23 protein-coding genes and 1 tRNA gene are annotated in these 26,175 nt (G+C 66.1%); 18 read left to right on the top strand and 6 right to left on the bottom strand.

Annotation, left to right across the window (positions count from 1 at the left end; all coding sequences use genetic code 11):
- Positions 1–639: 639 nt before the first annotated feature.
- From QM569_RS00590 to galU, 6 genes are all read left to right on the top strand, one after another.
- Entirely contained in the window at positions 640–1,194 is a 555-nt protein-coding gene (locus QM569_RS00590; RefSeq protein ID WP_414985272.1) for a cytochrome b, read from the top strand.
- 23 nt (positions 1,195–1,217) lie between these two features.
- On the top strand, positions 1,218–1,793 hold the full coding sequence (locus tag QM569_RS00585; RefSeq protein ID WP_414985271.1) for a YceI family protein: 576 nt from the start codon (positions 1,218–1,220) through the stop codon (positions 1,791–1,793).
- 29 nt (positions 1,794–1,822) lie between these two features.
- Positions 1,823–2,392 carry a YceI family protein gene (locus QM569_RS00580; RefSeq protein ID WP_414985270.1) on the top strand — a complete coding sequence of 190 codons (570 nt, stop codon included), beginning with the start codon at positions 1,823–1,825 and terminating at the stop codon, positions 2,390–2,392.
- 142 nt (positions 2,393–2,534) lie between these two features.
- Entirely contained in the window at positions 2,535–3,134 is a 600-nt protein-coding gene (locus QM569_RS00575; protein WP_414985269.1) for a VOC family protein, read from the top strand.
- Between the two features lie 118 nt (positions 3,135–3,252).
- Entirely contained in the window at positions 3,253–6,123 is a 2,871-nt protein-coding gene (locus QM569_RS00570; RefSeq protein ID WP_414985268.1) for a valine--tRNA ligase, read from the top strand.
- A gap of 5 nt (positions 6,124–6,128) precedes the next feature.
- On the top strand, positions 6,129–7,013 hold the full coding sequence (galU, locus tag QM569_RS00565; protein WP_414985267.1) for a UTP--glucose-1-phosphate uridylyltransferase GalU: 885 nt from the start codon (positions 6,129–6,131) through the stop codon (positions 7,011–7,013).
- A 59-nt stretch (positions 7,014–7,072) separates the two neighbouring features.
- On the opposite strand, the gene QM569_RS00560 is transcribed toward galU, so the two are convergent.
- From QM569_RS00560 to cysM, 3 genes are read right to left on the bottom strand one after another with little or no spacing between them, the layout of a single operon-like run.
- The gene (locus tag QM569_RS00560; RefSeq protein ID WP_414985266.1) at positions 7,073–7,300 is read right to left on the bottom strand and encodes a sulfurtransferase TusA family protein; all 228 of its coding nucleotides are present in this window, start codon (positions 7,298–7,300) and stop codon (positions 7,073–7,075) included.
- 11 nt (positions 7,301–7,311) lie between these two features.
- Positions 7,312–7,863: an NUDIX domain-containing protein gene (locus QM569_RS00555; RefSeq protein WP_414985265.1), complete on the bottom strand. Its 552-nt coding sequence runs from the start codon at positions 7,861–7,863 to the stop codon at positions 7,312–7,314.
- A gap of 5 nt (positions 7,864–7,868) precedes the next feature.
- On the bottom strand, positions 7,869–8,771 hold the full coding sequence (gene cysM, locus QM569_RS00550) for a cysteine synthase CysM (protein ID WP_414985264.1): 903 nt from the start codon (positions 8,769–8,771) through the stop codon (positions 7,869–7,871).
- Positions 8,772–8,813: 42 nt separating this feature from the next.
- Here cysM and QM569_RS00545 point away from each other — a divergent pair.
- Together QM569_RS00545 and QM569_RS00540 are read left to right on the top strand one after the other, a co-directional pair.
- Positions 8,814–8,898 (top strand) — tRNA-Leu (locus QM569_RS00545).
- A gap of 101 nt (positions 8,899–8,999) precedes the next feature.
- Complete coding sequence (locus QM569_RS00540) at positions 9,000–10,193, top strand: acyl-CoA dehydrogenase (protein WP_414985263.1); 1,194 nt, start codon at positions 9,000–9,002, stop codon at positions 10,191–10,193.
- A gap of 279 nt (positions 10,194–10,472) precedes the next feature.
- Here QM569_RS00540 and QM569_RS00535 read toward each other — a convergent pair whose 3' ends face one another.
- Positions 10,473–11,387 (bottom strand): NAD-dependent epimerase/dehydratase family protein, encoded by a 915-nt coding sequence (locus tag QM569_RS00535; RefSeq protein ID WP_414985262.1) that lies wholly within the window; start codon positions 11,385–11,387, stop codon positions 10,473–10,475.
- 83 nt (positions 11,388–11,470) lie between these two features.
- Between QM569_RS00535 and QM569_RS00530 the strand changes: the two genes are divergently transcribed.
- Entirely contained in the window at positions 11,471–11,878 is a 408-nt protein-coding gene (locus QM569_RS00530; RefSeq protein WP_414985261.1) for a MerR family transcriptional regulator, read from the top strand.
- On the opposite strand, the gene QM569_RS00525 is transcribed toward QM569_RS00530, so the two are convergent.
- Positions 11,867–12,553 (bottom strand): type 1 glutamine amidotransferase domain-containing protein, encoded by a 687-nt coding sequence (locus QM569_RS00525; RefSeq protein WP_414985260.1) that lies wholly within the window; start codon positions 12,551–12,553, stop codon positions 11,867–11,869. The genes QM569_RS00530 and QM569_RS00525 overlap by 12 nt on opposite strands.
- Positions 12,554–12,735: 182 nt before the next feature.
- Here QM569_RS00525 and QM569_RS00520 point away from each other — a divergent pair, with 182 nt between their 5' ends.
- The 7 genes from QM569_RS00520 (at position 12,736) to QM569_RS00490 (ending at position 23,451) form a co-directional block, all read left to right on the top strand.
- Complete coding sequence (locus QM569_RS00520) at positions 12,736–13,668, top strand: LysR substrate-binding domain-containing protein (protein ID WP_414985259.1); 933 nt, start codon at positions 12,736–12,738, stop codon at positions 13,666–13,668.
- 16 nt (positions 13,669–13,684) lie between these two features.
- Complete coding sequence (leuC, locus tag QM569_RS00515) at positions 13,685–15,106, top strand: 3-isopropylmalate dehydratase large subunit (protein WP_414985258.1); 1,422 nt, start codon at positions 13,685–13,687, stop codon at positions 15,104–15,106.
- 19 nt (positions 15,107–15,125) lie between these two features.
- Positions 15,126–15,263, top strand: coding sequence for an entericidin A/B family lipoprotein (locus QM569_RS00510; RefSeq protein ID WP_414985257.1), 138 nt, complete (start codon positions 15,126–15,128; stop codon positions 15,261–15,263).
- Between the two features lie 10 nt (positions 15,264–15,273).
- A complete protein-coding gene (gene leuD, locus QM569_RS00505; RefSeq protein WP_414985256.1) occupies positions 15,274–15,924 on the top strand; it encodes a 3-isopropylmalate dehydratase small subunit in 651 nt (216 codons plus the stop codon).
- Between the two features lie 74 nt (positions 15,925–15,998).
- Complete coding sequence (leuB, locus tag QM569_RS00500) at positions 15,999–17,069, top strand: 3-isopropylmalate dehydrogenase (RefSeq protein ID WP_414985255.1); 1,071 nt, start codon at positions 15,999–16,001, stop codon at positions 17,067–17,069.
- Between the two features lie 62 nt (positions 17,070–17,131).
- Positions 17,132–18,301, top strand: a complete 1,170-nt coding sequence (locus QM569_RS00495) for an ATP-binding protein (protein WP_414985254.1) — start codon at positions 17,132–17,134, stop codon at positions 18,299–18,301.
- A complete protein-coding gene (locus tag QM569_RS00490; RefSeq protein WP_414985253.1) occupies positions 18,298–23,451 on the top strand; it encodes a RecQ family ATP-dependent DNA helicase in 5,154 nt (1,717 codons plus the stop codon). Before QM569_RS00495 ends, QM569_RS00490 begins: the two co-directional genes overlap by 4 nt.
- A gap of 60 nt (positions 23,452–23,511) precedes the next feature.
- Here QM569_RS00490 and QM569_RS00485 read toward each other — a convergent pair whose 3' ends face one another.
- The gene (locus tag QM569_RS00485; protein WP_414985252.1) at positions 23,512–23,844 is read right to left on the bottom strand and encodes a YegP family protein; all 333 of its coding nucleotides are present in this window, start codon (positions 23,842–23,844) and stop codon (positions 23,512–23,514) included.
- Between the two features lie 376 nt (positions 23,845–24,220).
- Between QM569_RS00485 and asd the strand changes: the two genes are divergently transcribed.
- Positions 24,221–25,351, top strand: a complete 1,131-nt coding sequence (gene asd / locus QM569_RS00480; protein ID WP_414985251.1) for an aspartate-semialdehyde dehydrogenase — start codon at positions 24,221–24,223, stop codon at positions 25,349–25,351.
- A gap of 287 nt (positions 25,352–25,638) precedes the next feature.
- Positions 25,639–26,175: FimV family protein (locus QM569_RS00475; protein WP_414985250.1), on the top strand; the 537-nt coding region annotated here is incomplete at its 3' end.

The raw sequence follows: 26,175 nt of genomic DNA, 5'->3' as shown, positions 1-26,175 counted from the left end.
TCACTTCGCGCTTGCAGCGCTACGTTCAAACAACCCCGGCGAGTCAGACCACGAAGCATGCGCGCTGCGACGCGCATGCACACCCCGCGCCCTGCGCTTCTCGGCACGGCCAGAAGGGAACCCAGCTAAGCGGGCCATCGCGGCGCTCGGCCCCCAACGCGCAGGCGCTGCGCGCCGCGAAGGCGGGGCCGAGCGCAGCGATGGCCCGTGTTGTCCCCAATCCCCTCTGGCTGTGCCTGCGGCGGGGCGGTTGCGGGGTGAGCATGCGCGTCGCAGCGCGCATGCCTCGTTGTCTAGCTCGCGGGGGTTGTTTGAACGGAGCTGCGCAGCAGCGCAGTGAGTTCCACCGCGCACCCCGCAACCGCCCCGCCGCAGGTTTGCCCCTTCGCACCGCGAAGGGGTCGCAGACTGGGGGTCGCCTTTTCTTTGGTGACTTTCTTTTGGCGAAGCAAAAGAAAGTTACCGCGCCGCCGGGCGCGCACCCCGGCTCCCGCCCTCAACAAAAGCAAACCACCAAAAGGACAGCAGACAACTCCATTGGGGAACTTTGATCACCCCCACCCCTCAATTCACTTTTTTTGAACCAAGGCATCAATCCCCCTGAAACCCCAGGCCACCCCCGCTCCCTACACTCGCCCGATGCCTACACCCCCACAACGCTACACCCGCACCGCCATGCTCCTGCACTGGGTGCTGGCCCTCGCACTCATCGGCCTGCTCGGCATGGGCCTGTACATGACCGGCCTGCCGTTCTCACCGCAGCGCCTCAAGCTCTACAACTGGCACAAGTGGGCTGGCATCACCCTGCTGACGCTGTCGGCGCTGCGCCTGCTATGGCGCGCCACGCACCGGCCGCCCGCATTGCCAGCGGCCATCCAGAACGCCATGCCCGCCTGGCAGCGCGCCGCGCACCACGGCACGCACCACCTGCTGTACCTGCTGTTCTTCGCCGTGCCGCTGATCGGCTGGGCCTACAGCTCGGCGGCGGGCTTTCCTGTCGTCTTTTTGGGCCTGTGGCAACTGCCCGACTTCGTACCCGCAAGCAAAGAACTGGCCGAGGCCATCAAGCCCTGGCACCGCATCACCGCCTACGCCCTGGCGGGGCTGATCGTGCTGCACGTGGCGGCGGCGCTCAAGCACCAGTTCATCGACCGCGACGGCCTGCTGGCGCGCATGTGGCCCGGCCCCCGCTGACCTTCCGTTATTCAGGAGTTTTCATGAACCTGTCTTCCACTCTGCCACGCCTCGCGTTCTGTGCCGTCCTGGCGCTGAGCGCCCAGGCCGCGCTGGCCCAGCAACAACTCGTCCCCGCCCAGAGCGAGGTGCAGTTCACCGCGCGCCAGATGGGCGTGCCGCTGGACGGGCACTTCAAGAAGTTCAGCGCCCAGGTGGCGTTCGACCCCGCCAAGCCCGTCACCAGCAAGATCAGCTTCACCGTGGACACGGGCAGCGCCACGCTGGGCTCGCGCGAGACCGATGCCGAACTGCCCAAGCCCACGTGGTTCAACGTGGCCAGGTTCCCGCAGGCGCAGTTCGACTCCACCGCCATCAAGTCGCTGGGCGGTGGCAGGTTCGAGGTGGCGGGCAAGCTCACCATCAAGGGCACGTCGCAGAACGTGGTCGTGCCCGTCACGCTCACGCAAAGCGGCGCCACCACCACGGCCACCGGCACGCTGCCCATCAAGCGGCTGGCGTTCAAGATCGGCGAAAACGAGTGGGCCGACACGTCCATGGTGGCCGACGACGTGACCGTCAAATTCAAGCTCGCGCTGACCGGCGTAAGCAAGCTCTGATTTCTTTACCCTTCCAAGGAGTTCTCACCATGCGCAAATCCCTGTTCGCCATCGCCGCCGCAGCGGCCCTCACCGCGGGCGCGACCCAGGCAGCCCCCTACGCCATCGACCCCACGCACACCTTCGTGACCTTCGAGATCGGCCACTTCGGCGCCACCACCAACCGCGCGCGGTTCGACAAGAAGCAGGGCACCGTGGAGTTCGACCGCGCCGCCAGGACCGGCAAGGTGGACATCAGCATCGACGTTACCTCGGTCAACTCCGGCACGCCCCCGTTCGACAAGCATTTGCAAAGCGCCGACCTGTTCAACGCCGCCAAGTACCCCACCATCCGATTCGTGTCCGACAAGTTCACGTTCAACGGCGACAAGGTCAGCGAAGTGAGCGGCCAGCTCACCCTGCTGGGCAAGACCGCGCCCGTCACCCTGAAGGCCACGCAGTTCAACTGCTACGAAAGCCCCATGCTCAAGCGCGAGGTGTGCGGCGGCGACTTCGAGGCCACCATCGACCGCACCCAGTGGGGCCTGAACTACGGCGTGGAATGGGGCTTCCCCAAGAACGTGCGCCTGGTGGTGCAAATCGAGGCCATCAAGCAGTAAGCGGCCCGAACACCCGGCATCCACCCCAAAGGCCACGCCCGGCACACCGCCGCGCGTGGCCTTTTTGCGCACCCTGAAATTAAATTAACGTAAATCAATTACGAATAGTAGAATTGCAGGCCTATCTTTGAAGGAGACAGCCATGCGCCCCGACCTGCCGCCGCCCGCCGCCATCCAGCAGCTGCACCACTACGCCTACAAGGCCCGCGACGCCGAGGAAACGCGCCACTTCTACGAGGACATCCTGGGCCTGCCGCTCTACCACATCATCCAGAGCGACTACGTGCCCAGCACGGGCGAGTACTGCCCGTACACGCACTTCTTCTTTCGCCTGAAGGACGGCTCGTTCATCGCCTTCTTCGACCTGGGCGACGACGTGAAGGCCGAGCCCTCGCCCAACACGCCCCTGTGGGTCAACCACATCGCCTTCCGCGTGAACACCGTGCAGGAGCTGCAAGACACCAAGGCGCGCCTGGAGGCCCACGGCATCGAGGTGCTGGGCGTGACGGACCACCACATCTTCCACAGCATCTACTTCTTCGACCCCAACGGCATCCGCCTGGAGCTGTCGGCCCAACTGGCCGACGAGGCGCAGATGGCCAAGGACAGCACCGTGGCCCACGCCCGCCTGGCCGAGTGGACGGCGCGCAAGCAGCAGTGGCGCAAGGAGCGCGCCGAGGGCAAGGTGGCCGCGCCACTGAAGCCACAGACGAACGACCGACCGGAGTTCGCAAAGGTTTGAGCCAAAACAGGCTCCAGCGCTTGTCCAGCAAGCGCCAGCAGCTATCAAAAATGAAGCTGCCAAGGCCGGTAAAATCCAACCTACCCGTCAATCTCCACCAAGACGGCATCCCCTGCGGATGCCGTTTTCATTTGCCATGAGCGATACCCCTGCACAACCCGGCCTCGACAGCCTGTCCAAGTCCTTTGAACCCGCCGCGCTGGAAGCCCACTGGGGCCCCGAATGGGAGCGCCGGGGCTACGGCGTCGCCGGGTACCGGGGCACGGGCGCGCCGCAGGCGGGCGCGCCCGCGTTCTGCATCCAACTGCCGCCGCCCAACGTGACGGGCACGCTGCACATGGGCCATGCGTTCAACCAGACCATCATGGACAGCCTGACGCGCTACCACCGCATGCGCGGCCACAACACGGCCTGGGTGCCCGGCACCGACCACGCAGGCATCGCCACGCAGATCGTGGTGGAGCGCCAGTTGCAGGAGCAGGGCGTGAGCCGCCACGACCTGGGCCGCCAGAACTTCGTCGCCAAGGTGTGGGAGTGGAAGGAAAAGAGCGGCAACACCATCACCACGCAGATGCGCCGCATGGGCGACAGCGTGGACTGGAGCCGCGAGTACTTCACCATGGACGACAAGCTCTCCAAGGTGGTGACCGACACCTTCGTCAAGCTCTACCAGCAGGGCCTGATCTACCGGGGCAAGCGGCTGGTGAACTGGGACCCGAAGCTGCAGTCGGCCGTGTCCGACCTGGAAGTGGAGAGCGAGGAAAAAGACGGCTCGCTGTGGCACATCGCCTACCCGCTGACGGATGGATCGGGCAGCCTGACGGTGGCCACCACGCGCCCCGAGACCATGCTGGGCGACGTGGCGCTGATGGTTCACCCCGAGGACACGCGCTACACCGCGCTGGTCGGCAAGACCGTGACGCTGCCGCTGGTGGGCCGCGAGATTCCCATCATCGCGGACGACTACGTGGACAAGGAGTTCGGCACCGGCGTGGTCAAGGTCACGCCCGCGCACGACCCCAACGACTACCAGGTGGGCCAACGCCACGGCCTGCCCATGATCGTGGTGCTGACGCTTGCCGCCACCATCAACGACAACGCGCCGGAGAAATACCGGGGCATGGACCGCTTCGTGGCCCGCAAGGCCATCGTGGCCGACCTCGAAGCCTGCGGCGCGCTGGTGGAGACCAAGAAGCACAAGCTGATGGTGCCCATCTGCACCCGCACCGGCCAGGTGGTGGAGCCCATGCTGACCGACCAGTGGTTCGTGGCGATGAGCAAGCCCGACGCAGCCACGGGCAAGAGCATCGCGCAAAAGGCCATCGACGCCGTGGCGAGCGGCCAGGTGCAGTTCGTGCCCGAGAACTGGGTGAACACCTACAACCAGTGGATGAACAACATCCAGGACTGGTGCATCAGCCGCCAGCTCTGGTGGGGCCACCAGATTCCGGCGTGGTACGACGACGAGGGCAATGTGTACGTGGCCCGCAGCGAGGCCGAGGCGCAGGCCCAGGCCCCCGGCAAGCAGCTGCGCCGCGACGAGGACGTGCTGGACACCTGGTACTCCAGCGCCCTCGTGCCGTTCAGCACCATGGGCTGGCCCGAACAGGGCGACGCGCCCACCGACGACTACAACCTGTACCTGCCCTCGTCCGTGCTGGTCACGGGCTACGACATCATCTTCTTCTGGGTGGCCCGGATGATCATGATGACCACGCACTTCACGGGCCGCGTGCCGTTCAGGCACGTCTATATCCACGGCCTGGTGCGCGACGCGCAGGGCAAGAAGATGAGCAAGAGCGAGGGCAACGTGCTCGACCCCGTGGACTTGATCGACGGCATCGCGCTGGAGCCCCTGCTCGACAAGCGCACCCAGGGCCTGCGCCGCCCCGAGACAGCGCCCACGGTGCGCAAGAACACGCAAAAGGAATTCCCCGAGGGCATCCCGGCCTATGGCGCCGATGCGCTGCGCTTTACCTTCGCGGCGCTCGCGTCGCTGGGCCGCTCCATCAACTTCGACAGCAAGCGCTGCGAGGGCTACCGCAACTTCTGCAACAAGCTCTGGAACGCCAGCCGCTTCGTGCTGATGAACTGCGAGGGCCAGGACTGCGGGCTGGACGCGAGCCAGGGCTGCCATGAGGGCTATCAGCAGTTCAGCCAGCCCGACCGCTGGATCGTCTCGCTGCTGCAAAAAACCGAGGCCGAAGTCGCCAAGGGCTTTGCCGAATTCCGCCTGGACAACGTCGCCAACTCCATCTACGACTTCGTGTGGAACGAGTTCTGCGACTGGTACCTGGAGATCGCCAAGGTGCAGATCCAGGTCGGCAATGCGGCCCAGCAGCGCGCCACGCGCCACACGCTGATCCGCGTGCTGGAGACCATCCTGCGCCTGGCGCACCCCATCACCCCGTTCATCACCGAAGCCCTGTGGCAGGTGGTGGCGCCCATCGCTGGGCGTGCGGGCGCATCCGTCAGCATCGCCGCCTACCCCGAGGCGCAGCCCGAGAAGATCGACGAGGCCGCCATCGCCTACATGGCCCGCGTGAAGGCCCTGGTGGACGCCTGCCGCACGCTGCGCGGCGAGATGAACGTATCGCCCGCCCAGCGCCTGCCGCTGTTCGCCGTGGGCGATGCGCAGTTCATGCGCGGCGTGGCCCCGGTGCTGCAAGCGCTGGCCAAGCTCAGCGAGGTCAAGGTGTTCGACGACGAAGCTGCCTGGGCAACGGCAGCACAGGCCGCCCCCGTGGCCGTCGTGGGCGAGGCGCGCCTGGCGCTGTTCGTGGAGATCGACGTGGCGGCAGAGAAAGCCCGCCTGTCCAAGGAGATCGCGCGCATCGAGGGCGAGATCACCAAGGCCAATAGCAAGCTCTCCAACGAGGCTTTCGTCGCCAAGGCCCCCCCTGCCGTGATCGAGCAGGAGAAAAAGCGCGTGGCCGATTTCACCTCTACGCTGGGCCGCTTGCGCGACCAACTCCAACGCCTGGGCTGAACACCATGACCAACACCACCGTCCGCAAAGCCGTCTTCCCCGTCGCGGGCCTGGGCACCCGCTTTCTGCCTGCCACCAAGGCGTCCCCGAAGGAGATGCTGCCCGTGGTGGACAAGCCCCTCATCCAGTACGCCGTGGAAGAAGCCTACGAGGCGGGCATCCGCGACATGGTGTTCGTCACGGGCCGCAGCAAGCGCGCCATCGAGGACCACTTCGACACCGCCTACGAGCTGGAGAACGAACTGGAGAACGCGGGCAAGCAGGAGATGCTGGCCCTGGTCCACAGCATCGCGCCCGACGACATGAACTGCCTGTTCGTGCGCCAGCCCCGCAGCCTGGGCCTGGGCCACGCCGTGCTGTGCGCCGAGCCGCTGGTGGGCAACGAGCCCTTTGCCGTGCTGCTGGCCGACGACCTGATGGTGGGTGACAACGGCGGCCCCGGCGTGATGGCGCAGATGACCGCCGCCTTCAGCAAGCAGGGCCGCTCGCTGCTGGCCGTGCAGGAGGTGCCGCAGGAGCACACGCGGCGCTACGGCATCGTCAAGGGCGAGGCCGCAGGCGGCGCGCTGATGCGCATCGACTCCATCGTGGAAAAGCCCGCGCCCGAGGTCGCACCCTCGCGCATGGGCGTGGCGGGGCGCTACGTGCTCACGCCGCGCATCTTTGCAGAAATCCGCCACCAGCCGCGCGGCGTGGGCGGCGAGATCCAGCTCACCGACGCCATCGCCCGCCTGATGGCGCACGAGACCGTCTATGCCTACCAGTACCAGGGCAAGCGGTACGACTGCGGCAGCAAGGAAGGCTTTTTGGAAGCGACGGTGGAACTGGCGCTGCAGCACCCGCAGGTGGGCGCGCAGTTCCGTGACTATCTGAAGTCGCTCTCGCTCTGATTTTTATAGCTTCCGGCGCTTGTCCAGCAAGCGCCAGCGGCCAATTTGGCTTGAAAACTTCAGCGCCGCCGCAGCACGTGGACGTATTCCTCGCCCACCGTCCGCTGCTCCACCAGCTCGTTGCCCGTCTGCTTGGCAAACGCCTGGAAGTCGCGCAGCGAGCCGCTGTCGGTCGCCAGCACCTTGAGCAACTGGCCGCTGGCCATGTCGGCCAGCGCCTTCTTGGCCTTGAGGATGGGCAGGGGGCAGTTCAGGCCCCGGGTGTCGATTTCTTTGTGGATTTCCATGGTGGTCATCGTCAGTCCAAACCCTTGCGCCTTTCGGCGTTTTCCTCGGCGGTGAAGAACACCGGCTCGTGCCCGCGCGTGCGCAGCCAGTCGGCCAGCGCATAGCCGGTGCCCGCGGGCCAGCACTTGAGTTCGTGCAGGTCGTAGAAGCGGTAGTCCACCAGCTCGGGCGACAGGCGCACCTCGCCCTCGGCCACCACGTGGTAGGCGATGATGACCTGGTTCATGCGCAGGAACTCGTAGGCGCCCACGATGCTGCATGCGGTCACGTCGAGGTGGGTCTCTTCCTTCACCTCGCGCGCGATGCCCTCGACGGGCGACTCGCCCGCTTCCATGAAGCCGGTGATCAGCGCAAACATCTTCGCGGGCCAGGCCGCGTTGCGCGCCAGCAGCACCTTGCCGTTCACCTCGACGATGGCGGCGAGCACGGGCGTGGGGTTGTTCCAGTGCGTCCAGCCGCAGGCGGGGCAGCGCAGGCGGGCCTTGTCGCCGCCGTCCTCGGCCTGGGTGATCCATTGCAGGGCCGTGCCGCAGTGGGTGCAGTAGCGGGTTTCGTAGTGCATGGTGTTCAGGCCGGGAAGACGCCCGTGGACAGATAGCGGTCGCCCCGGTCGCAGACCACGAAGACTATTGTCGCGTCGCGTTCACGCGCGGCGATTCTCTGCGCCACCCAGCACGCGCCTGCGGCGGAGATGCCGCCGAAGATGCCTTCCTCGCGCGCCAGGCGGCGGCACATCTCCTCGGCATCGTCCTGGGTGACGGACACCTGCTCGTCCACCAGACTGGCGTCGTAGATCCTGGGCAGGTATTCCTCGGGCCACTTGCGAATGCCGGGAATGCGCGAGCCCTCTGCAGGCTGCGCGCCGATGATGCGGATGGCGGGGTTCTTCTCCTTCAGGAAGCGCGCCACGCCGGTGATGGTGCCCGTGGTGCCCATGGCGCTGACGAAGTGGGTGATGCGCCCGCCCGTCTGCTCCCACAGCTCGGGGCCGGTGGTCTCGTAGTGGACGCGGGGGTTGTCGGCGTTGGCGAACTGGTCCAGCACCTTGCCTTCGCCGCGCTTTTGCATGGCCTCGGCCAGGTCGCGCGCGTGCTCCATGCCGCCGCTCTTGGGAGTGAGCACCAGGTCGGCGCCAAAGGCTTTCATGGTCTGCGCGCGCTCGATGGACAGGTCCTCGGGCATCACCAGCACCATGCGGTAGCCCTTGATGGCGGCTGCCATGGCGAGCGCAATGCCGGTGTTGCCGGACGTGGCCTCGATCAGCGTGTCGCCGGGGCGGATGTCGCCGCGCTCCTCGGCGCGGCGGATCATGGACAGCGCGGGCCGGTCCTTCACAGAACCTGCGGGGTTGTTGCCTTCGAGCTTGCCCAGCACCACGTTGCCACGCGCGGCGTTGTCCTGCGCTCCGATGCGCTGCAGCGCCACCAGCGGCGTGCGGCCCACCGCGTCTTCGATCGTCGGATAGTTCATGCGCCCTACTGTGCCATAATTTCCGGCTTCACTCAGAACCCCGCCCGGGTGGTGAAATTGGTAGACGCAGGGGACTCAAAATCCCCCGCCGCAAGGCGTGCCGGTTCGATTCCGGCCCCGGGCACCACCGACAAAGCCGCATGGTTTCAGCACCATGCGGCTTTTGTTTTTGGCGGGCGCAGCCACTACGATGCGCGCACACCCAGACTTTTTTACCGGAGAACCTGCATGGCCCACGCCGCCTTCCAATGGGACGACCCCTTTCTGCTGAACCAGCAACTGAGCGACGACGAGCGCGCCGTGCGCGATGCCGCCGCCGCCTACTGCCAGAGCCGCCTGGCCCCGCGCGTGCTCGAAGCCTTTCGCCACGAGAAGATGGACACGAGCATCTTCCGCGAGATGGGCGAGGTGGGGCTGCTCGGCCCCACCATCCCCGAGCAGTACGGCGGCCCGGGTTTGAGCTACGTGGCCTACGGCCTGATCGCCCGCGAGGTGGAGCGGGTGGACTCGGGCTACCGCTCCATGGCGAGCGTGCAGTCGTCGCTGGTGATGGTGCCCATCCATGAGTTCGGCACCGAGGCGCAGAAGCAGAAATACCTGCCCAAGCTGGCCTCGGGCGAGTGGATCGGCTGCTTCGGCCTGACCGAGCCCGACCACGGCTCCGACCCCGGCAGCATGGCGACGCGGGCCTACAAGACGGACGGCGGCTACCGGCTGAAGGGCAGCAAGATGTGGATCACCAACAGCCCGGTGGCCGACGTGTTCGTGGTGTGGGCCAAGGAAGTTTCCGAAGGCGGCGCGGTGGGGCCGATACGCGGCTTTGTGCTGGAGAAGGGCATGAAGGGATTGAGCACCCCCGCCATCCACGGCAAGGTGGGCCTGCGCGCCAGCATCACCGGCGAGATCGTGATGGACGACGTGTTCGTGCCCGAGGAAAACGCCTTCCCCGAGGTGCAGGGCCTCAAAGGCCCCTTCACCTGCCTCAACAGCGCCCGCTACGGCATCGCCTGGGGGGCGCTGGGCGCGGCGGAGTTCTGCTGGCACACGGCCCGCCAGTACACGCTGGACCGCAAGCAGTTCGGCCGCCCGCTCGCTGCCAACCAGCTCATCCAGAAAAAGCTGGCCGACATGCAGACCGAGATCGCCATCGGCCTGCAAGCCTGCCTGCAGTTCGGTCGCATGAAGGACGCGGGCACGGCGTCGGTCGAGGGCACCTCGCTCATCAAGCGCAACAGCTGCGGCAAGGCGCTGGACATTGCCCGCCTGGCGCGCGACATGATGGGCGGCAACGGCATCAGCGACGAATTCGGCGTGGCGCGGCACCTGGTGAACCTGGAAGTGGTGAACACCTACGAAGGTACGCACGATGTGCATGCGCTGATCCTGGGTCGGGCGCAGACGGGGATTGCTGCGTTCTCCTGAAATGATAGCTATCAGTGCTTACCAGATAAGCGCTAGAGGCTGTTTTTACCCAAAATTGACAGCACCAGCCCCTCCTTCACCCAGCTTATTGTCACGAAGGTCTTGAAGTGCTTGACTTGTTGTTCGTGAAGAACAGCCATGCCGCGAACGGGGCTCCATTCAAATTGGCCTGTAGCGCTTGGCGGCCTCAAATCTGAAGTGCAACACCTGCGAATGGATGCAGCGCCATGCGGACAAGGTGGCGGAGTTGCGCTATGAGGTCAAGCGCGCCTGAGTCGCCTAGACCTGCGCCAGCCCCTCGCGGTAGGTGGTCACGGCAAAGTCCGGGAAGCGTTGCTTGAACTTGCTGGAGTCGAACAGGTTGTCCTGCCGGTAGCGCGGCAGCAGTTCCTGGATCTCGCGCACCGGGCGGGAAAAGATGCCCGCAGCCGCCAGCGTCCAGCGGCTGACGACCGTGTAGCCCGCACCGCGCCCCAGCGCCTGCGCGGCCATGGCGACGAACTCGCGGTACGTGGGCCGGTCGTCGCTGCATGGCAGATGCCAGGTCTGCCCGAACGCATCCGGCGCGTTGCCCAGGGCGGCCAGGGCGCGGCTGGCGTCCGGCGTCCAGATCAGCGTGCGCCGCGTGTCGTCTCGCACCGGCACGCGGGGTTTCTGGCCCGCTTTCAGCCGGTCGATGACCAGCGCGTTGGTAAAGCTCTGCGTCTTGCCGGGGCCGTAGAACTCCGGCGCGCGGCCAATCAGCACGGGGATGTCGCCGCGCGCCATTTCATCGAGCACCATGCGCGCCATGGCTGCGCGCACCCGGCCCTTGCGGCCCACGGGCGCGAAGGGAGTCGATTCGGTCAGCAGCCGGTCGTCCTGCGGGTACATGTAGGTGTTGTCAAAGTAGGCAAACTTCGCGCCCGCCGCGCGGCAGGCGTCCAGCGCGTTGCGCAGCATGGTCGGAAACTGCGCTTCCCATAGGGCCGTGTCGGGCGGCAGCCCGGCGGTGAAATAGACGACGCTGCTGCCCTGCACGGCCTCGGCGGTCTGCTTGGCGTCCAGCAGGTTGGCGGCGACGAGGTGGTCGGTGTCGTGTACCTTGCGCGGCGTGCGGCTGACCAGGCGCAGGCCGCCCGTGTCGTAGTTGCGCTGCAGCTCCCGCGCCAGTTCGACGGCGATCTGGCCGTTGGCGCCCAATATCGTTTGCATGTCGGTAGTCCTCGCGTATCAACGCGGCGCAGCTTAAGCTTGAAGCCAGGTTCAATGTCAAACACCCCAGGAGCAGCACGACCATGAAGATCGGCGAACTCGCCCAGCGCACGGGCCTCGCGCCGTCGCGCATCCGCTTCTATGAACGCATCGGCCTGCTCAAGACCGTTGCGCGGCAGGCCAACGGCTACCGCAGCTACCCGCAAGACGCGGTGCTGGCGCTGCAATTGATCGCCACCGCGCAGCAGGCGGGCTTCAGCCTGGACGAGCTGCGCGCGCTGCTGCCCGGCGACTTGGTGCAGTGGGAGCACGGCGCGCTGGTGGGCACGCTGCACCGCAAGGTGCAGGAGATCGAGGCGCAGCAGGCCCAGCTCGCTCAAGCCAAGGCGCAATTGCTGGAGCTGACGGCGCAGATCGAGGCCAAGCCGCAGGACATGAGCTGCGCGGCCAACGCCCGGCGCGTGCTGTCGGAGATGCGGCTAGCGCAGTAGCGCTGCCACGTGCTCGGCGGTGGCCTTGGCCGACTGCGGGTTCTGGCCCGTGACCAGGCGGCCGTCCACCACCACGTTGGAGACGAAGGGCAGCCGCGCTTTCTCGTAGAGCGCGCCGCGCCGCTTCATTTCTGCCTCGGCGTTGTAGGGCACCTTGCGGGCCACGCCTGCCAGCACTTCTTCTGTCCACGAAAAGCCGGTGAGCTTGCGCCCCGCCACCAGCAGCGCGCCGCTCGACAGCGTGACGTTCAGCAAGCCGCAGTAGCCATGGCACACCGACGAGACGATGCCGCCCTGCTCCCAGATGCCCCGCGTGATGCGCTGCAGCCCTTGCGCATCGGCAAAGTCCCACATCACCGCATGCCCGCCCGTGAAGTAGATCGCGTCGAAATCCGCCGGGTCGATGTCATCGGGCCGGGCGGTGTTGGACAGCAGCGCCATGCGCTCCGCATCGGCCCGCCAGTGCTTTGCCGTGGCATCGAGGTTAGGCCATTTCAGCGACCGTGGCTCCAGCGGCGAGACGCCGCCCAGCGGGCTGACGATGCGCTGTTCATACCCCCGCGCCGCGAACACGTCCCAGGCGTGGGTCAGCTCCGACAGCCACAGCCCTGTCGGTTCGGTGGAGTCGCCGTAGCGCGCGACGTTGCTGACGACGTGAAGGATGCGGTGGGACATGGCAAGGGTTCTCCTGGAGCACGCACCTTAACCTTGAACCAGCGTTCAGGGTCAACCCGAAGTACTGCACCCAGGGGTAGCCTTACGCAGAAGAATGACATCGCGTTTCACGATGGCGAGCGATCTATATCTATTAGAAAATACCAAAAGCCATCGCCAAACAAGAACATTCTGCCACCCTGATGAAAAGCTCCGAGCGCAGCTTTGCGCGCCGCATCGACCTGACCTCGCTCCAGCTCTTCGTGGCCGTGTGCGAGCTGGGCAGCATTGGCCGGGCGGCGGAGCGGGAGTTCATCGCGGCATCGGCCGTCAGCAAGCGCCTGTCCGACCTGGAAAGCGCCGTGGATACCGCCCTGCTCTACCGCCACAGCCGGGGCGTGACGCTGACCCCGGCAGGCGAGAGCCTGCTGCACCATGCGCGCACGGTGCTGTTCGGCCTGGAGCGCATGCAGGGCGAACTGAGCGAATACGCCGACGGCGTGCGCGGCCACGTGCGGATACACGCCAACATCTCGGCCATCTTTCAGTTCTTGCCCGAAGATCTGGGCGCGTTCGCCCGGCAGCACAGCCAGATCAAGATCGACCTGCAAGAGCACCTGAGCAGCGACGTGCTGCACGCCGTGCGCGAGGGCGCGGCGGATTTGGGGCTGTGCAACGTGCCGCCCACGGCGACGGATGGCGACCTGCAAAGCCGCCCGTACCGCAGCGACCATTTGGTGCTTGTTGTGCCGCAAGCGCACGCCCTGTCTGCGCAAGCAGCTATCAAATTTGATGAGATTCTGGACTGGGACATCGTGGGCCTGCACGCCAACAGCAGCATCAGCCTTGCCATGCGCGCCGCCGCAGCCGCCGCAGGCCGCCCGCTGCGCCAGCGCATCCAGGTGACGGGCCTGGACGCCATGTGCCGCATGATCGACAACGGCCTGGGCGTGGGCCTGCTGCCCGACCGCGCTTTCGAGCTGATGCGCGGCGTGGGCCGCCTCGTCGCCGTGCCACTCAACGAACCCTGGGCGAAACGCGAGCTGCGCGTGGTGGCCCGCGACTTTGACGCCCTGCCTGTTACGGCCCGATTACTCGCAGAACACCTCAGTCCTAAAATCCCAACCCCCACCTAGAAAGTAGAGCGACACCATGGGACGCACCCTGTACGACAAGATCTGGGACGAGCACGTCGTCCACACCGAGGAAGACGGCACGTCCATCCTCTACATCGACCGCCACCTGGTACACGAAGTGACCAGCCCGCAGGCGTTCGAGGGCCTGCGCGAAGCGGGCCGCAAGGTCTGGCGCATGAGTTCCATCGTGGGCACCGCCGACCACAACACGCCCACGACGGGCTGGGAAAACGGCTACGACGGCATCACCGACCCGATCAGCAAGGAGCAGATCACCACGCTGAACGACAACATGGCGACCATCACGCCAGCGGCGTTCTTCCCCTTCATGCACAAGCGCCAGGGCATCGTGCACGTGATCGGGCCGGAGAACGGCGCGACCCTGCCGGGCATGACCGTCGTCTGCGGCGACAGCCACACCAGCACGCACGGCGCGTTCGGCGCGCTGGCCCACGGTATCGGCACCAGCGAGGTCGAGCACGTGATGGCAACCCAGACCCTGCTGGCCAAGAAGGCCAAGAACATGCTGGTGCAGGTGGATGGCCAGCTTGCCCCCGGCGTGACGCCCAAGGACGTGGTGCTCGCCATCATCGGCAAGATCGGCACGGCGGGCGGCACGGGCTACACCATCGAGTTCGCAGGCTCCGTCTTCCGCGCCATGAGCATGGAAGGCCGCATGACCGTGTGCAATATGGCGATCGAAGGCGGCGCGCGCGCTGGCCTGGTGGCCGTGGATGACAAGACGATTGAATACGTGAAGGGCCGCCCCCTGTCGCCCACGGGCGTGGAGTGGGACCAGGCCGTGGCGTACTGGAAGACGCTGCACTCCGACCCCGACGCGCACTGGGACGCCGTGGTCAAGCTCGACGCCTCTGAAATCGTGCCGCAGGTGACCTGGGGCACCAGCCCCGAGATGGTGCTGGGCGTGGACGCCCGCGTGCCCGACCCCGACAAGGAAAAGGACGCGAACAAGCGCGGCGCGATCGAGCGTGCGCTGACCTACATGGCGCTGGAACCCGGCAAGCCACTGAACGACATCTTCATCGACAAGGTGTTCATCGGCAGTTGCACCAACAGCCGCATCGAGGACATGCGCGAGGCCGCCGCCGTGGTCAAGAAGCTGGGCCAGAAGGTGGCCAAGAACGTCAAGCTCGCCATGGTCGTGCCCGGCTCGGGCCTGGTGAAGGAGCAGGCCGAGCGCGAGGGCCTGCATGAAATCTTCAAGGCCGCAGGCTTTGAATGGCGCGAGCCGGGTTGCAGCATGTGCCTGGCGATGAACGCCGACCGCCTGGAGCCCGGGGAGCGCTGCGCCAGCACCAGCAACCGCAACTTTGAAGGCCGCCAGGGCGCAGGGGGCCGCACGCACCTCGTCTCGCCCGCCATGGCCGCAGCCGCCGCCGTCCACGGCCATTTCGTTGACATCCGCCAGTTCGCCTGAAGCCAAAAGGAGCCTTGCCATGAAGAACACTGCCACCCCTTTCACTCTCGCACTTGCCCTCGCCCTCAGCTTCGTGCTGGCAGGCTGCAACACCGTCAAGGGCGTGGGCCAGGACGTGCAACGCGCGGGCGGCGCCATCGAGCGCGCAGCCAAGTAAGAAGACCGCCATGCAGAAATTCACCGTACACAAGGGCCTCGTGGCCCCCATGGACCGCGAGAACGTGGACACCGACGCCATCATTCCCAAGCAGTTCCTGAAGTCCATCAAGCGCACCGGCTTCGGCCCCAACCTGTTCGACGAATGGCGCTACCTGGACAAGGGCGAGCCGGGCGTGCCCGAAAGCCAGCGCAAGCCCAACCCCGACTTCGTGCTGAACCAGCCGCGCTACAAAGGCGCGAGTATCCTCATCGCCCGCAAGAACTTCGGCTGCGGCTCCAGCCGCGAGCACGCGCCCTGGGCGCTGGACCAATACGGCTTTCGCGCCATCATCGCGCCCAGCTTTGCCGACATCTTCTTCAACAACTGCTTCAAGAACGGCCTGCTGCCCATCGTGCTGCCAGAGGCCACCGTGGCGCAGTTGTTCGATGAAGTGGCAGCCTTCCCCGGCTACGAACTCACCATCGACCTGGAGCGCCAGGTCATCGTGCGCCCGCAGGGCGAGGAGATCCCGTTCGACGTGATCGCCTTCCGAAAGTACTGCCTGCTCAACGGCTTTGACGACATCGGCCTGACCCTGCGCCAGTCCGACAAGATCCGCGCCTTCGAGGCCGAGCGCCTGGCGACCAAGCCCTGGCTCGCGCACTCCATGGCGTCCTGAGAAAATATCAGTCAAATCGGCCTCTAGCGCTTATCCAGAAAGCGCTAGCAGCTATCAATAGAGAAGCAAAATCCATGAAAATCGCAGTTCTGCCGGGTGACGGCATCGGCACCGAAATCGTCGCGGAAGCCGTCAAGGTTCTGGAAGTGTTGGACCTGAAGTTCGAGATGGAATCCGCCCTGGTCGGCGGCGCCGCCTACGACGCCCACGGCCACCCGCTGCCCGAGGCCACTTTGAAATTGGCGAAAGAAGCCGACGCCGTGCTCTTCGGCGCCGTGGGCGACTGGAAGTACGACACGCTCGACCGCCCCTTGCGCCCCGAGCAGGCCATCCTGGGCCTGCGCAAGAACCTGGGCCTGTTCGCCAACTTCCGCCCCGCCATCTGCTACGAGCAGCTCGTGGGCGCGTCCAGCCTCAAGCCCGAGCTGATCGCGGGCCTGGACATCCTCATCATCCGCGAGCTGACGGGCGACATCTACTTCGGCCAGCCGCGTGGCCGCCGCACCGCCGCCGACGGCCACTTCCCCGGTGCCGAGGAAGCCTTCGACACCATGCGCTATTCCAAGCCCGAAATCGAACGCATCGCCCGCGTCGCCTTCGAGGCCGCCCGCAAGCGCAACAAGAAGGTCACCAGCGTGGACAAGGCCAACGTGCTGGAGACCTTCCAGTTCTGGAAGGACGTGGTGACGGAAGTCCACAAGGACTACCCCGACGTGACGCTGGAACACATGTACGTGGACAACGCCGCCATGCAGCTCGTGAAGAAGCCCAAGGCCTTCGACGTGATCGTCACGGGCAACATGTTCGGCGACATCCTCTCTGATGAAGCCTCCATGCTGACGGGCTCCATCGGCATGCTGCCCAGCGCCAGCCTGAACAGCAGCAACCAGGGCCTGTACGAGCCCAGCCACGGCAGCGCGCCCGACATCGCGGGCAAGGGCGTGGCGAACCCACTCGCCACCATCCTCAGCGCCGCGATGATGCTGCGCTTCAGCCTGAACCAGACCGAGGCCGCCGACCGCATCGAGAACGCCGTCAAGCAGGTGCTTGCCCAGGGCCTGCGCACGCCCGACATCTGGAGCGAAGGCACGACCAAGGTTGGCACTGCGCAGATGGGCGACGCGGTGGTGCAGGCGCTGCGCTGATTCACGGCATGCAAATTGGCAATTCAATTGCCAATTTGCAGAGCAGCGGCTAGCATGGCCCCATGATCTCGCGCCACGCCCTGCCGCGCCTGCTGGAATTGGCAAGCTACTACCCCATCGTCGCCATCACCGGCCCACGCCAGTCCGGCAAGACCACGCTGGCGCGCGCCGCGTTCGCGGGCAAGCCCTACACCAGCCTCGAAGACCCCGACGTGCGCGCATTGGCCGCCAACGACCCGCGCGGCTTTCTCGCCCAATACCCCGACGGCGCGATCATCGACGAGGCGCAGCGGGTGCCGGAAATCTTCTCCTACCTGCAAACCCGCGTCGATGGCGAGCGGCGCATGGGCCTGTTCGTGCTCACCGGCTCGCAGCAGTTCGGGCTGATGGACGGCATTGCCCAATCGCTCGCCGGGCGCGTGGGACTGCTGCACCTGCTGCCCTTCGCCTGGAACGAGGTTGCAACACACACCGAAAGCCGCCTGGAGGACTGGCTCTGGCGCGGCGCCTACCCGCCGCTGTATGACCGCGGGATTCCGCCCCACATCTGGTTTGCCGACTACCTGTCCACCTACGTCGAGCGCGACGTGCGCCGCCTGCTGCAGGTGCGCGACCTCGACGCCTTCCACCGCTTCGTGCTCATGTGCGCGGCGCGCACGGGCCAGTTGCTCAACCTCTCGGCCCTGGCCGCCGACTGCGGCATCACCCACAACACCGCTCACGCCTGGCTGTCGGTGCTGGAGGCCAGCTACCTCGTGATGCGCCTGGCGCCCTTTCACCGCAACTTCGGCAAGCGCCTGACCAAGACACCCAAGCTCTACTTCCTCGACACCGGTTTCGCCGCCTGGCTGGCGGGCGTGCGCGGCGCCGACGAACTGTCCATCGGCAACCTGCGCGGCCCACTGTTCGAGACCTGGGTAGTCGGCGAATTCGTCAAGCGCCGCCGCAACGCCCTGCTGGCCGAAGAACTGCACTTCTGGCGCGACTCCGCAGGCAACAAGGTCGATCTGCTGGTCACGCGCGGCGAAGACATCGTGGCCGCCATCGAATGCAAGTCGGGCCGCACCGTGGCCGAGGACTGGTTTGCGCCGCTCTCGCGCTTTGCCGCATTGAGCAACACGCCGCGCCGCCTGCTGATCTATGGCGGCGATGCCGACCAGCCGCGCAGCAGCGCGCCCGTGTTCGGCTGGCGCAGCATCGGCCCGGCGCTGGACCACGCTTTCGCCCCATGACCACGCAGCCGGACCCAGCCACCTGCTGCCTGTGCATCGACGTGGGCACATCCGCGCACGACCGGCTGGACCTGCGCGACGTGGGCGCTTTCCGGCCCGATCTGAATGAACGGCTGCACCTGAAAAAGAGCACGCCGGATTTCGCCACCCGCCTCGACCACTTCACGCACGGCGCCCATTTCGTGCTGGGCCACAACTGCGCGCAGTTCGACCAGCCGGTACTCGCCCACCTGTACCCCGCGCTGGCGCTGCACCGCCTGCCCCAGGTCGATACGCTGGAGCTATCGCCCATCGCCTTTCCGCAGAACCCCTATCACCGGCTGGTGAAGGACTACAAGCTATGCACCACCTCGCGCAACGATTCGGTGCGGGATGCCGAGTTGGCCCATGAACTTTTCCTCGATCAGTGCCAAGCCCTGCGCGAACGCGCGGTGCAACACCCGGAAGAAACCCTTTGTCTGCACTTCCTGCTGACATCCGAAGACGCCGCCCAGACTGGCCTCGCCGCGCTGCTGCAAGGCTGGCGCGGCGAACCTCGTCCGTCGCTGGTGGAAGCCAAGCTGGCCTGGATGCGCGCCACCAAGGGCAAGGTATGCGCCACTGCGCAACGCCGCGCGGTGAACGAATGGCTGCCCGACACAAGCTGGCACAAGCCGCTGGCCTACACGCTGGCCTGGCTGCGCGTGGCCGGAGGCAATTCCGTGCTGCCGCCCTGGGTGGGCCATGCCCACCCGCGCACGCGCGAGGCCATCCGCGCGCTGCGCGACACGCCCTGCAACGAGCCGCAATGCGACTGGTGCCGCGAGCAGCACCGGCTGGATGCTCTGCTGCCGCGTTTCTTCCCGAAGATCACCGACTTTCGCGCCTCGCCCAGCACACCCGATGGCCGCAGCTTGCAGCGCGTCATCGTCGAACACGGCATGGCGGGCACGCCCACGCTGGCCATCCTGCCCACGGGCGGCGGCAAATCGGTGTGCTACCAGTTGCCCGCACTGGCACATTTCTTTCGCACCGGCTGTCTGACGGTGGTGGTGTCACCACTGCAATCGCTGATGAAGGATCAGGTGGACGGCCTGCTGGCGAACGGCATCACCTGCGCCGGATACCTCAACAGCCTGCTCACCCCGCTGGAGCGCCGCGCCACGCTCGACAAGCTGCGCCTGGGCGACCTGGGGCTGATCTTCGTCGCGCCCGAGCAATTCCGCAGCACGGCGTTCACCCATGCGCTAACCCACCGCGAGGTGCGCGCCTGGGTGTTCGACGAGGCGCATTGCCTCTCCAAATGGGGGCACGACTTCCGGCCCGACTACCTGTACGTTTCGCGCTTCATCCGCAAGACGTACAAGAACCCGTCGCCCGTGTTCTGCTTCACCGCCACCGCCAAGCCCGACGTGGTGCAGGACATCTGCCAGCACTTCGGCAAGCACCTGGGCATGCAGCTCTCGCGCCTTGAAGGCGGCGTGGAACGCAAGAACCTGCTCTACGAGGTGCATGCCGTGCCCACGGCCACCAAGTACGCCGCCGCGCTGCGCCTGTTACAGGATGCGTTGCAGGACGGCGGCGGTGCCATCGTGTTCTGCGCACGCCAGAAAACGGTGGAAGAAGTCGCAGGCTTTCTGAAAAGCGCCGAACTGAAATGCGCACACTTCCACGGCGGCATGCAGGGCGAGGAAAAGCGCGCAGTGCAAGAGGCATTCATCCGCGGCGATCTTCAAGTCATCGCCGCCACCAATGCCTTCGGCATGGGCGTGGACAAGCCCGACGTGCGCCTGGTCATCCACCTGGACACGCCCGGCTCGCTCGAAAACTACCTGCAAGAAGCCGGGCGCGCTGGGCGCGACCAGGCGCCCGCGCGCTGCGTGCTGCTGCATGACGAAGCGGACATGGACGTGCAGTTCCGCCTGCTGAAGAACGCGCGCCTGACCCAGGGCGACATCCAGTCCATCCTGCGGGCGCTGCGCGCCATCAGGGCACGCGACCGGGCCGAAGACGAAGTCGTGGCATCCACCGGCGAAATCCTGCGCCAGACGCCAGACAAGCAGCGCATCGACCCCGACGCCCGCGATGCCGACACCAAGGTGCGCATCGCCATCGCCTGGCTCGAAGAATCCCGCATCCTGGAGCGGCACGAAAACCACACGCGCGTCTTCCCCGGCAGCCTGCTGGTCGCCAATGAGGACGAGGCACGCGAGCGCCTGCTGAAAAAACTGGGGGCCGACACCGACATTGCGCCCTACCTGGCCATCGTCTCGGCGCTGATGAACACCGAGGATGACGAAAGCCTGTCCACCGACGAGCTGATGGGCATCACCGGCCTGGACTCACGCACCATCGCCGCCATGCTGCGCGAATTGGATCGCTGGCGACTGCTGTCCAACGACACGGAACTGGGCGTCATCTTCCACAAGGAGCCGCCCACCACGCAGCGCCTCGCGGAACTCGCGCACCTGGAAAACGCCCTGCTCACCCACCTGCGCGAAACCGCACCCGACGCCGATCAGCAGGAATGGCAGCCTCTCGATGTGCGCAGCCTGTGCGACGTGTTGCGGCGCGACACGCAGCTTGACCTTGACCCGCCACGCCTGGGCCGCCTGCTCAAATCCTTCGCAGAGCCTTTTGGCGAAAGCGGCGGCGACGCGCAACGCGGCTTCTTTGCCATGCGCCCCGGCGGCGGCGACCTGCGCCACGTACGCCTGCAACGCAGTTGGCAGAGCATTGAAGCCACGCGCGCACGCCGCATGCGGCTGGCGCAGGCGCTGGTTGCCACCTTCGACGGACTGCGCAAGAACAACGCCCTGCTGGCCACCTGCAAGCAGGGCGAGCTGGAAGCCCTGCTGCAAGCCGATGCCACCCTGGCCGACCTGGAGATCAAGGACTGGGACACGGCGCTGCGCGCCGCCCTGCTCTACCTGGACGCCAACGAGGTGCTGCACCTGGCGCGCGGCAAGGCCGTCTTCCGGTCCGCCATGCGCATCCGGTTCGATGCCGAGGCGAACCGCCGCCAGTTCAGCAAGGCCGACTACGCCGAACTGGCACTGCACTACAAGGACAAGACCATCCAGATCCATGTGATGGCCGAGTACGCCAAGCTCGCGCTGCACAAGGCGCAGGAAGCCATGCGCTTCATCGTCGAATACTTCAGCCTGAGCTGGCAGGAGTTCGTGCGCCGCTGGTTCGCGGACCGAAAAGACGTGCTCGAACTCGCCACTACTGAAGCCGCGCACCGCCGCATCCTCACCGAACTGCGCAACCCGGCGCAGCAGGCCATCGTTGCAGCCAAACCCGAAGGCAGCCAGCTCGTGCTGGCGGGCCCCGGCGCGGGCAAGACGCGCGTGATCGTGCATCGCATCGCCTGGCTGCTGCGCGAGTGCATGGTTCAGCCCGAGGAAATCATGGTGCTGACCTACAACCGCAGCGCAGCCGCCGAAATCCGCGCCCGCTTGTGGTCGTTGGTGGGCCAGGATGCGGCGGGCGTTGCGGTGCAGACCTTGCACAGCCTGGCCATGCGCCTGACTGGCACCAGCTATGCCGTGGCGCTGGAGCGGGGCGAAAGCATTGATTTTTCTGCGGTCATCCGCCAGGCCACGGCCTGCCTGCAAAAGGCCGCACCCAGCGGCGGCGAGGACGACGAGACCTCCCTGGCGCGCGAACGCCTGCTGGCGGGCCTGCGCTTCCTGCTGGTAGATGAATACCAGGACATCAACGGCGAGCACTACGCGCTCATCAGCGCACTGGCCGGGCGCAGCCTCCAGGCGGAACACGACCGCCTGTCGCTGATGGCCGTTGGGGACGACGACCAGAATATCTACGCCTTCGATGGCGCGGACGTGCGCTACATCCGCCAATTCGAGGCTGACTACCAGGCGCAGCGTTTCAACCTGCTGGAAAACTACCGATCCACGGCCCACATCATCGACTGCGCAGCCCAGGTCATAGCACCCGCGCGCAATCGCATGAAGCACGATCAGCAGTTGCGCATCGACCAGGCGCGGCGCGACCAGCCTGCGGGCGGCGACTGGGCACGCATGGACTCTTTGACCGAAGGGCGGGTGCATGTCCTTGAAGTACCACCGCACGACGAACAGGAAGCCTCCATCGCGCTGGCCGAACTGGAGCGCCTGTACGCGCTGCGCGGCGACACGGACAACGCCGGACGTTGGGGACATTTCGCCGTCCTGGCCCGCCGGCGGGACGATCTGGACGCGCTGCACGCCTTGTGCCGCAGCCGTGGCATTCCGGTACAGCGCATGGACGAAAAACCGCTCATCCCGCTGCACGCATCACGCGAAGGAGCCGCTCTGCTGAATCTGCTGCGCGGTGAAGGCCGCAGCCCCGCACGCAAACGCATGGTGCTGCGCGCGCAGGCTTTGAGCCGCTGGTTCCGACGCTACGGGCCACGGCAGGACGAGGTCGCCGGCAACCCCTTCCTGGCCGCGCTGGGCCAGTTCATCGAAGAAACCCAGGCCGCCACGCCCCAAGGCGAAGTGGTGGCGGACGACCTGATCGACGACTTGTACGAATTCGACTTCAGCGCCAGGAAAACCGGAACGCCCCGGCCCCACGCGCCGCTGCTGTTGATGACCGCGCACCGCGCCAAGGGCTTGGAATTCGACCATGCGCTGATCCTGGACGCCGGCGGCTGGCAGTCGCGCAAGGATGAAGAGCGGCGCTTGTTCTACGTGGCAATGACCCGCGCACGGCAGACATTGACCCTGTGCGAGCGGATAGGCCAGCGCCATCCTTTCGTGCCGGATGTGCCGCCCCTGGCATTGCGCACACGGCCTGCACCGCCCCCAATGTCTCTCGCAGCCAGTCAGCGCGTTCGCACCCACACCTGCAAGCGCGATGAGGTCTATCTCTCCTGGCCTGGCAGGCAAGCCCCGCCCGTCCACCAAGTTATCGCCGCGCTGCGCATCGGCGATCCACTCACACTTCGCCCCCGCATGGACAGCAAGCCGGGTTGGGAGCTCACCAGCGCATCGGGCCAGACCGTCGGCCAGATGTCATCAAAGTTCGCGCTCCCGCCGGGCCACATCGTTGCCGCGCGGGTCGCAGCCATCCACGCGCGCACGGCCAAACCAGGCGACACAGGAGCGCGCTGCCAGCGCTGGGAAGTGGTTCTGCCCGAATTCGACTGTGCGGATGTCTAAAACTACAAAAAAAAGCAGCCTCGCGGCTGCATTTTTAGTTGATGGGAACCTATATCCGGCTCAGGTCAGATCCTTGACCTGCGCCGTCGCCCCATTGGCCTTGACCGAGGCGATGCCGCCGTCGCGCGTCTGGGCGCTGGCGTACATCTGGCTGGTGCCGATGACCTGGTGGTTGGCCGCCTTGAGGGTGAAATAGCTCTTGCCGTTGGACGATTCCTTGCGCTCGTAGCGCTCGTCCAGCGCGGCGTTGGCCTGCACCGAGGCGATGCCGTTCTGTGCCGATGCCTTGGCGGCATACAGCTCACTGGTGAGGATGATCTCGGCATTGCCTGCCTTCAACACGAAGCGGAACTGCCCGTCACTGCTCTTGCTGAGTTCGTACCAACCGGCCATGGGATGCCCTTTCCATCAAAAAGAAACCAAAGAAAGAAGAAGACGCAGTCTGCCATGCCGCCTGGCGCGCGGCTACCGCGCAAACGTCAACAATACTGCGCCCCGCGCGGGCGTGCTGCGTCGCACAAAAGGAACAGGCCGCCTGGCAAGCGCGCGGGCCGCTACAATCGCCGCCTATGTTTGCCGCCCGCCCGTTCACCCCGAACACCGCCACTGCCGCCATGGCTGGCGTGGCCGCGCGCGCAATCACCACCAAAACCACGACCATTAAGGGCTGACTCAGCTCCGGCATCGTCGTGCGCCCTTCCTGGCCCCAGACGAGCCGGGGCAGACAGGCCGGTCGGGCACTGTTTCTTAACTTGAAAGGGCGTTGAAAATGAGCAAGTTGGTAGGTCTGGTCGGCTGGCGCGGCATGGTCGGCTCGGTGCTGATGGACCGCATGGTGCAGGAGAAGGACTTCGACCTGATCGAGCCCCTGTTCTTCTCCACCTCGAACGCGGGCGGCAAGGCCCCTGCCCAGGCGAAGAACGAAACCACGCTGCAGGATGCGTTCGACATCGAGCAGCTCAAGCGCTGCGAGATCATCATCACCGCCCAGGGCGGCGACTACACCAACGAGGTCTATCCCAAGCTGCGCGCCGCAGGCTGGGGCGGCCACTGGATCGACGCGGCCTCGGCCCTGCGCATGGAGAAGAACGCCGTCATCGTGCTCGATCCGGTGAACATGCCCGTCATCAAGAATGCGCTCGCCAACAGGGGCAAGGACTGGATCGGCGGCAACTGCACCGTGAGCTGCATGCTCATGGGCGTGGGTGCCCTGTACAAGGCGGGCCTGGTCGAATGGATGAGCACCCAGACCTACCAGGCTGCCAGCGGCGGCGGCGCGCAGCACATGCGCGAGTTGCTCACGCAGTACGGCACGCTCAATGGCGAGGTGCGCGACCTGCTGGACGACCCCAAGAGCGCCATCCTGGAGATCGACCGCAAGGTCATCGCCAAGCAGCGCGCGCTGACCGCCGCCGAGACGGCCAACTTCGGCGTGCCGCTGGGCGGCTCGCTGATCCCCTGGATCGACAAGGACCTGGGCAACGGCATGTCCAAGGAAGAGTGGAAGGGCATGGCCGAAACCAACAAGATCCTGGGCCAGGGCGAGGGCTTCGGCACCGCTGCCGTGCCGGTCGATGGTTTCTGCGTGCGCGTGGGCGCCATGCGCTGCCACAGCCAGGCGCTGACCTTCAAGCTCAAGAAGGACGTGCCCGTGGCCGACATCGAGGCCCTGATCGCCGCCGACAACGAATGGGTGAAGGTGGTGCCCAACACCCGCGAGGCCACCATCAAGGACCTGACGCCCGTCGCGGTGACCGGCACCATGCAGATCCCCGTGGGCCGCATCCGCAAGCTCGCCATGGGCCCCGAGTACGTGGGTGCCTTCACCATCGGCGACCAGCTCCTGTGGGGCGCGGCAGAGCCCTTGCGCCGCATGCTGCGCATCCTGCTCGACGCCTGACACCCCCGCCCCGAAAGCGCGCGCAGCCCTGCTGCGGGCGCTTTTTTAATGCGGCGACCCTCGACACACCCAGTTACGCCGCGTTGGCAATTGACAACATCCTGGCGTCCCAAGCCGGGGCCCTGGCACATCGCTCAAAGCTTCGGCACCACCTCAGCTTGTCAGTGCAAAACATTGATGCTATGGTGCTTTTTACATATTTTCACGCGCCGGGGCGGGACCAGATCATGCAAAAAAATGCACCGCTCGACCGAGCTGCACACAAATCTAATCAGTTGATGGCAAACATGCATCGTTGGAAATTCTCTGTCCTGGCGGCTGCGGCCGTAGCGTCGATCGGCTTCTACGCTGGCGACGCCTCGGCCCTGGCGCTCGGTCGCATCACCGTGCAGTCTGCCCTGGGTGAGCCTCTGCGTGCCGAAATCGACCTGCCCCAGATCACCCCGACCGAGGCCGACACCCTGCGCGCCACCACGGCATCGCCCGAGGTCTTCCGTTCGCAGGGCATGGAGTACTCGCAGGCCATCAACAACCTGCAAATCCGACTGCAACGCCGCCCCGATGGCACGGCGGTGCTGCGCCTGACGAGTGACCGCCCGGTCAATGACCCCTTCCTCGACCTGGTGCTGGACGCCAACTGGGGCTCCGGCCACATCGTGCGCAGTTACACCATGCTGTTCGACCCGCCAGCGTCGCGCCGCGCGCCTGCGGCGGTAACGGCATCACCGCAAATCACCGCCCCCGCCACCCAGGCAACGCCTGCCGTGCGCGCGCCCGCCGCTGCGCCCCGCGCCGCTGTGGAACCCCCCGCGCCCCGCCCGGCT

Source organism: Acidovorax sp., from assembly GCF_047607405.1.
GTDB lineage: Bacteria > Pseudomonadota > Gammaproteobacteria > Burkholderiales > Burkholderiaceae_C > Acidovorax.
Note: the sequence above shows the minus strand (reverse complement) of the source record. Positions and strands in the feature narration are given on the sequence as shown.

Coding starts and splice junctions, on each gene's coding strand:
- QM569_RS00575 (WP_414985269.1), top strand. CDS start 2,535: ATGCGCCCCGACCTGCCGCCGCCCGCCGCCATCCAGCAGCTGCACCAC.
- QM569_RS00580 (WP_414985270.1), top strand. CDS start 1,823: ATGCGCAAATCCCTGTTCGCCATCGCCGCCGCAGCGGCCCTCACCGCG.
- QM569_RS00535 (WP_414985262.1), bottom strand. CDS start 11,387: ATGCAAACGATATTGGGCGCCAACGGCCAGATCGCCGTCGAACTGGCG.
- QM569_RS00570 (WP_414985268.1), top strand. CDS start 3,253: ATGCCGTTTTCATTTGCCATGAGCGATACCCCTGCACAACCCGGCCTC.
- cysM (WP_414985264.1), bottom strand. CDS start 8,771: ATGAACTATCCGACGATCGAAGACGCGGTGGGCCGCACGCCGCTGGTG.
- asd (WP_414985251.1), top strand. CDS start 24,221: ATGAGCAAGTTGGTAGGTCTGGTCGGCTGGCGCGGCATGGTCGGCTCG.
- QM569_RS00560 (WP_414985266.1), bottom strand. CDS start 7,300: ATGGAAATCCACAAAGAAATCGACACCCGGGGCCTGAACTGCCCCCTG.
- QM569_RS00590 (WP_414985272.1), top strand. CDS start 640: ATGCCTACACCCCCACAACGCTACACCCGCACCGCCATGCTCCTGCAC.
- QM569_RS00530 (WP_414985261.1), top strand. CDS start 11,471: ATGAAGATCGGCGAACTCGCCCAGCGCACGGGCCTCGCGCCGTCGCGC.
- QM569_RS00585 (WP_414985271.1), top strand. CDS start 1,218: ATGAACCTGTCTTCCACTCTGCCACGCCTCGCGTTCTGTGCCGTCCTG.
- QM569_RS00490 (WP_414985253.1), top strand. CDS start 18,298: ATGACCACGCAGCCGGACCCAGCCACCTGCTGCCTGTGCATCGACGTG.
- QM569_RS00495 (WP_414985254.1), top strand. CDS start 17,132: ATGATCTCGCGCCACGCCCTGCCGCGCCTGCTGGAATTGGCAAGCTAC.
- QM569_RS00510 (WP_414985257.1), top strand. CDS start 15,126: ATGAAGAACACTGCCACCCCTTTCACTCTCGCACTTGCCCTCGCCCTC.
- leuD (WP_414985256.1), top strand. CDS start 15,274: ATGCAGAAATTCACCGTACACAAGGGCCTCGTGGCCCCCATGGACCGC.
- QM569_RS00525 (WP_414985260.1), bottom strand. CDS start 12,553: ATGTCCCACCGCATCCTTCACGTCGTCAGCAACGTCGCGCGCTACGGC.
- QM569_RS00540 (WP_414985263.1), top strand. CDS start 9,000: ATGGCCCACGCCGCCTTCCAATGGGACGACCCCTTTCTGCTGAACCAG.
- leuB (WP_414985255.1), top strand. CDS start 15,999: ATGAAAATCGCAGTTCTGCCGGGTGACGGCATCGGCACCGAAATCGTC.
- QM569_RS00520 (WP_414985259.1), top strand. CDS start 12,736: ATGAAAAGCTCCGAGCGCAGCTTTGCGCGCCGCATCGACCTGACCTCG.
- galU (WP_414985267.1), top strand. CDS start 6,129: ATGACCAACACCACCGTCCGCAAAGCCGTCTTCCCCGTCGCGGGCCTG.
- QM569_RS00485 (WP_414985252.1), bottom strand. CDS start 23,844: ATGGCCGGTTGGTACGAACTCAGCAAGAGCAGTGACGGGCAGTTCCGC.
- QM569_RS00555 (WP_414985265.1), bottom strand. CDS start 7,863: ATGCACTACGAAACCCGCTACTGCACCCACTGCGGCACGGCCCTGCAA.
- leuC (WP_414985258.1), top strand. CDS start 13,685: ATGGGACGCACCCTGTACGACAAGATCTGGGACGAGCACGTCGTCCAC.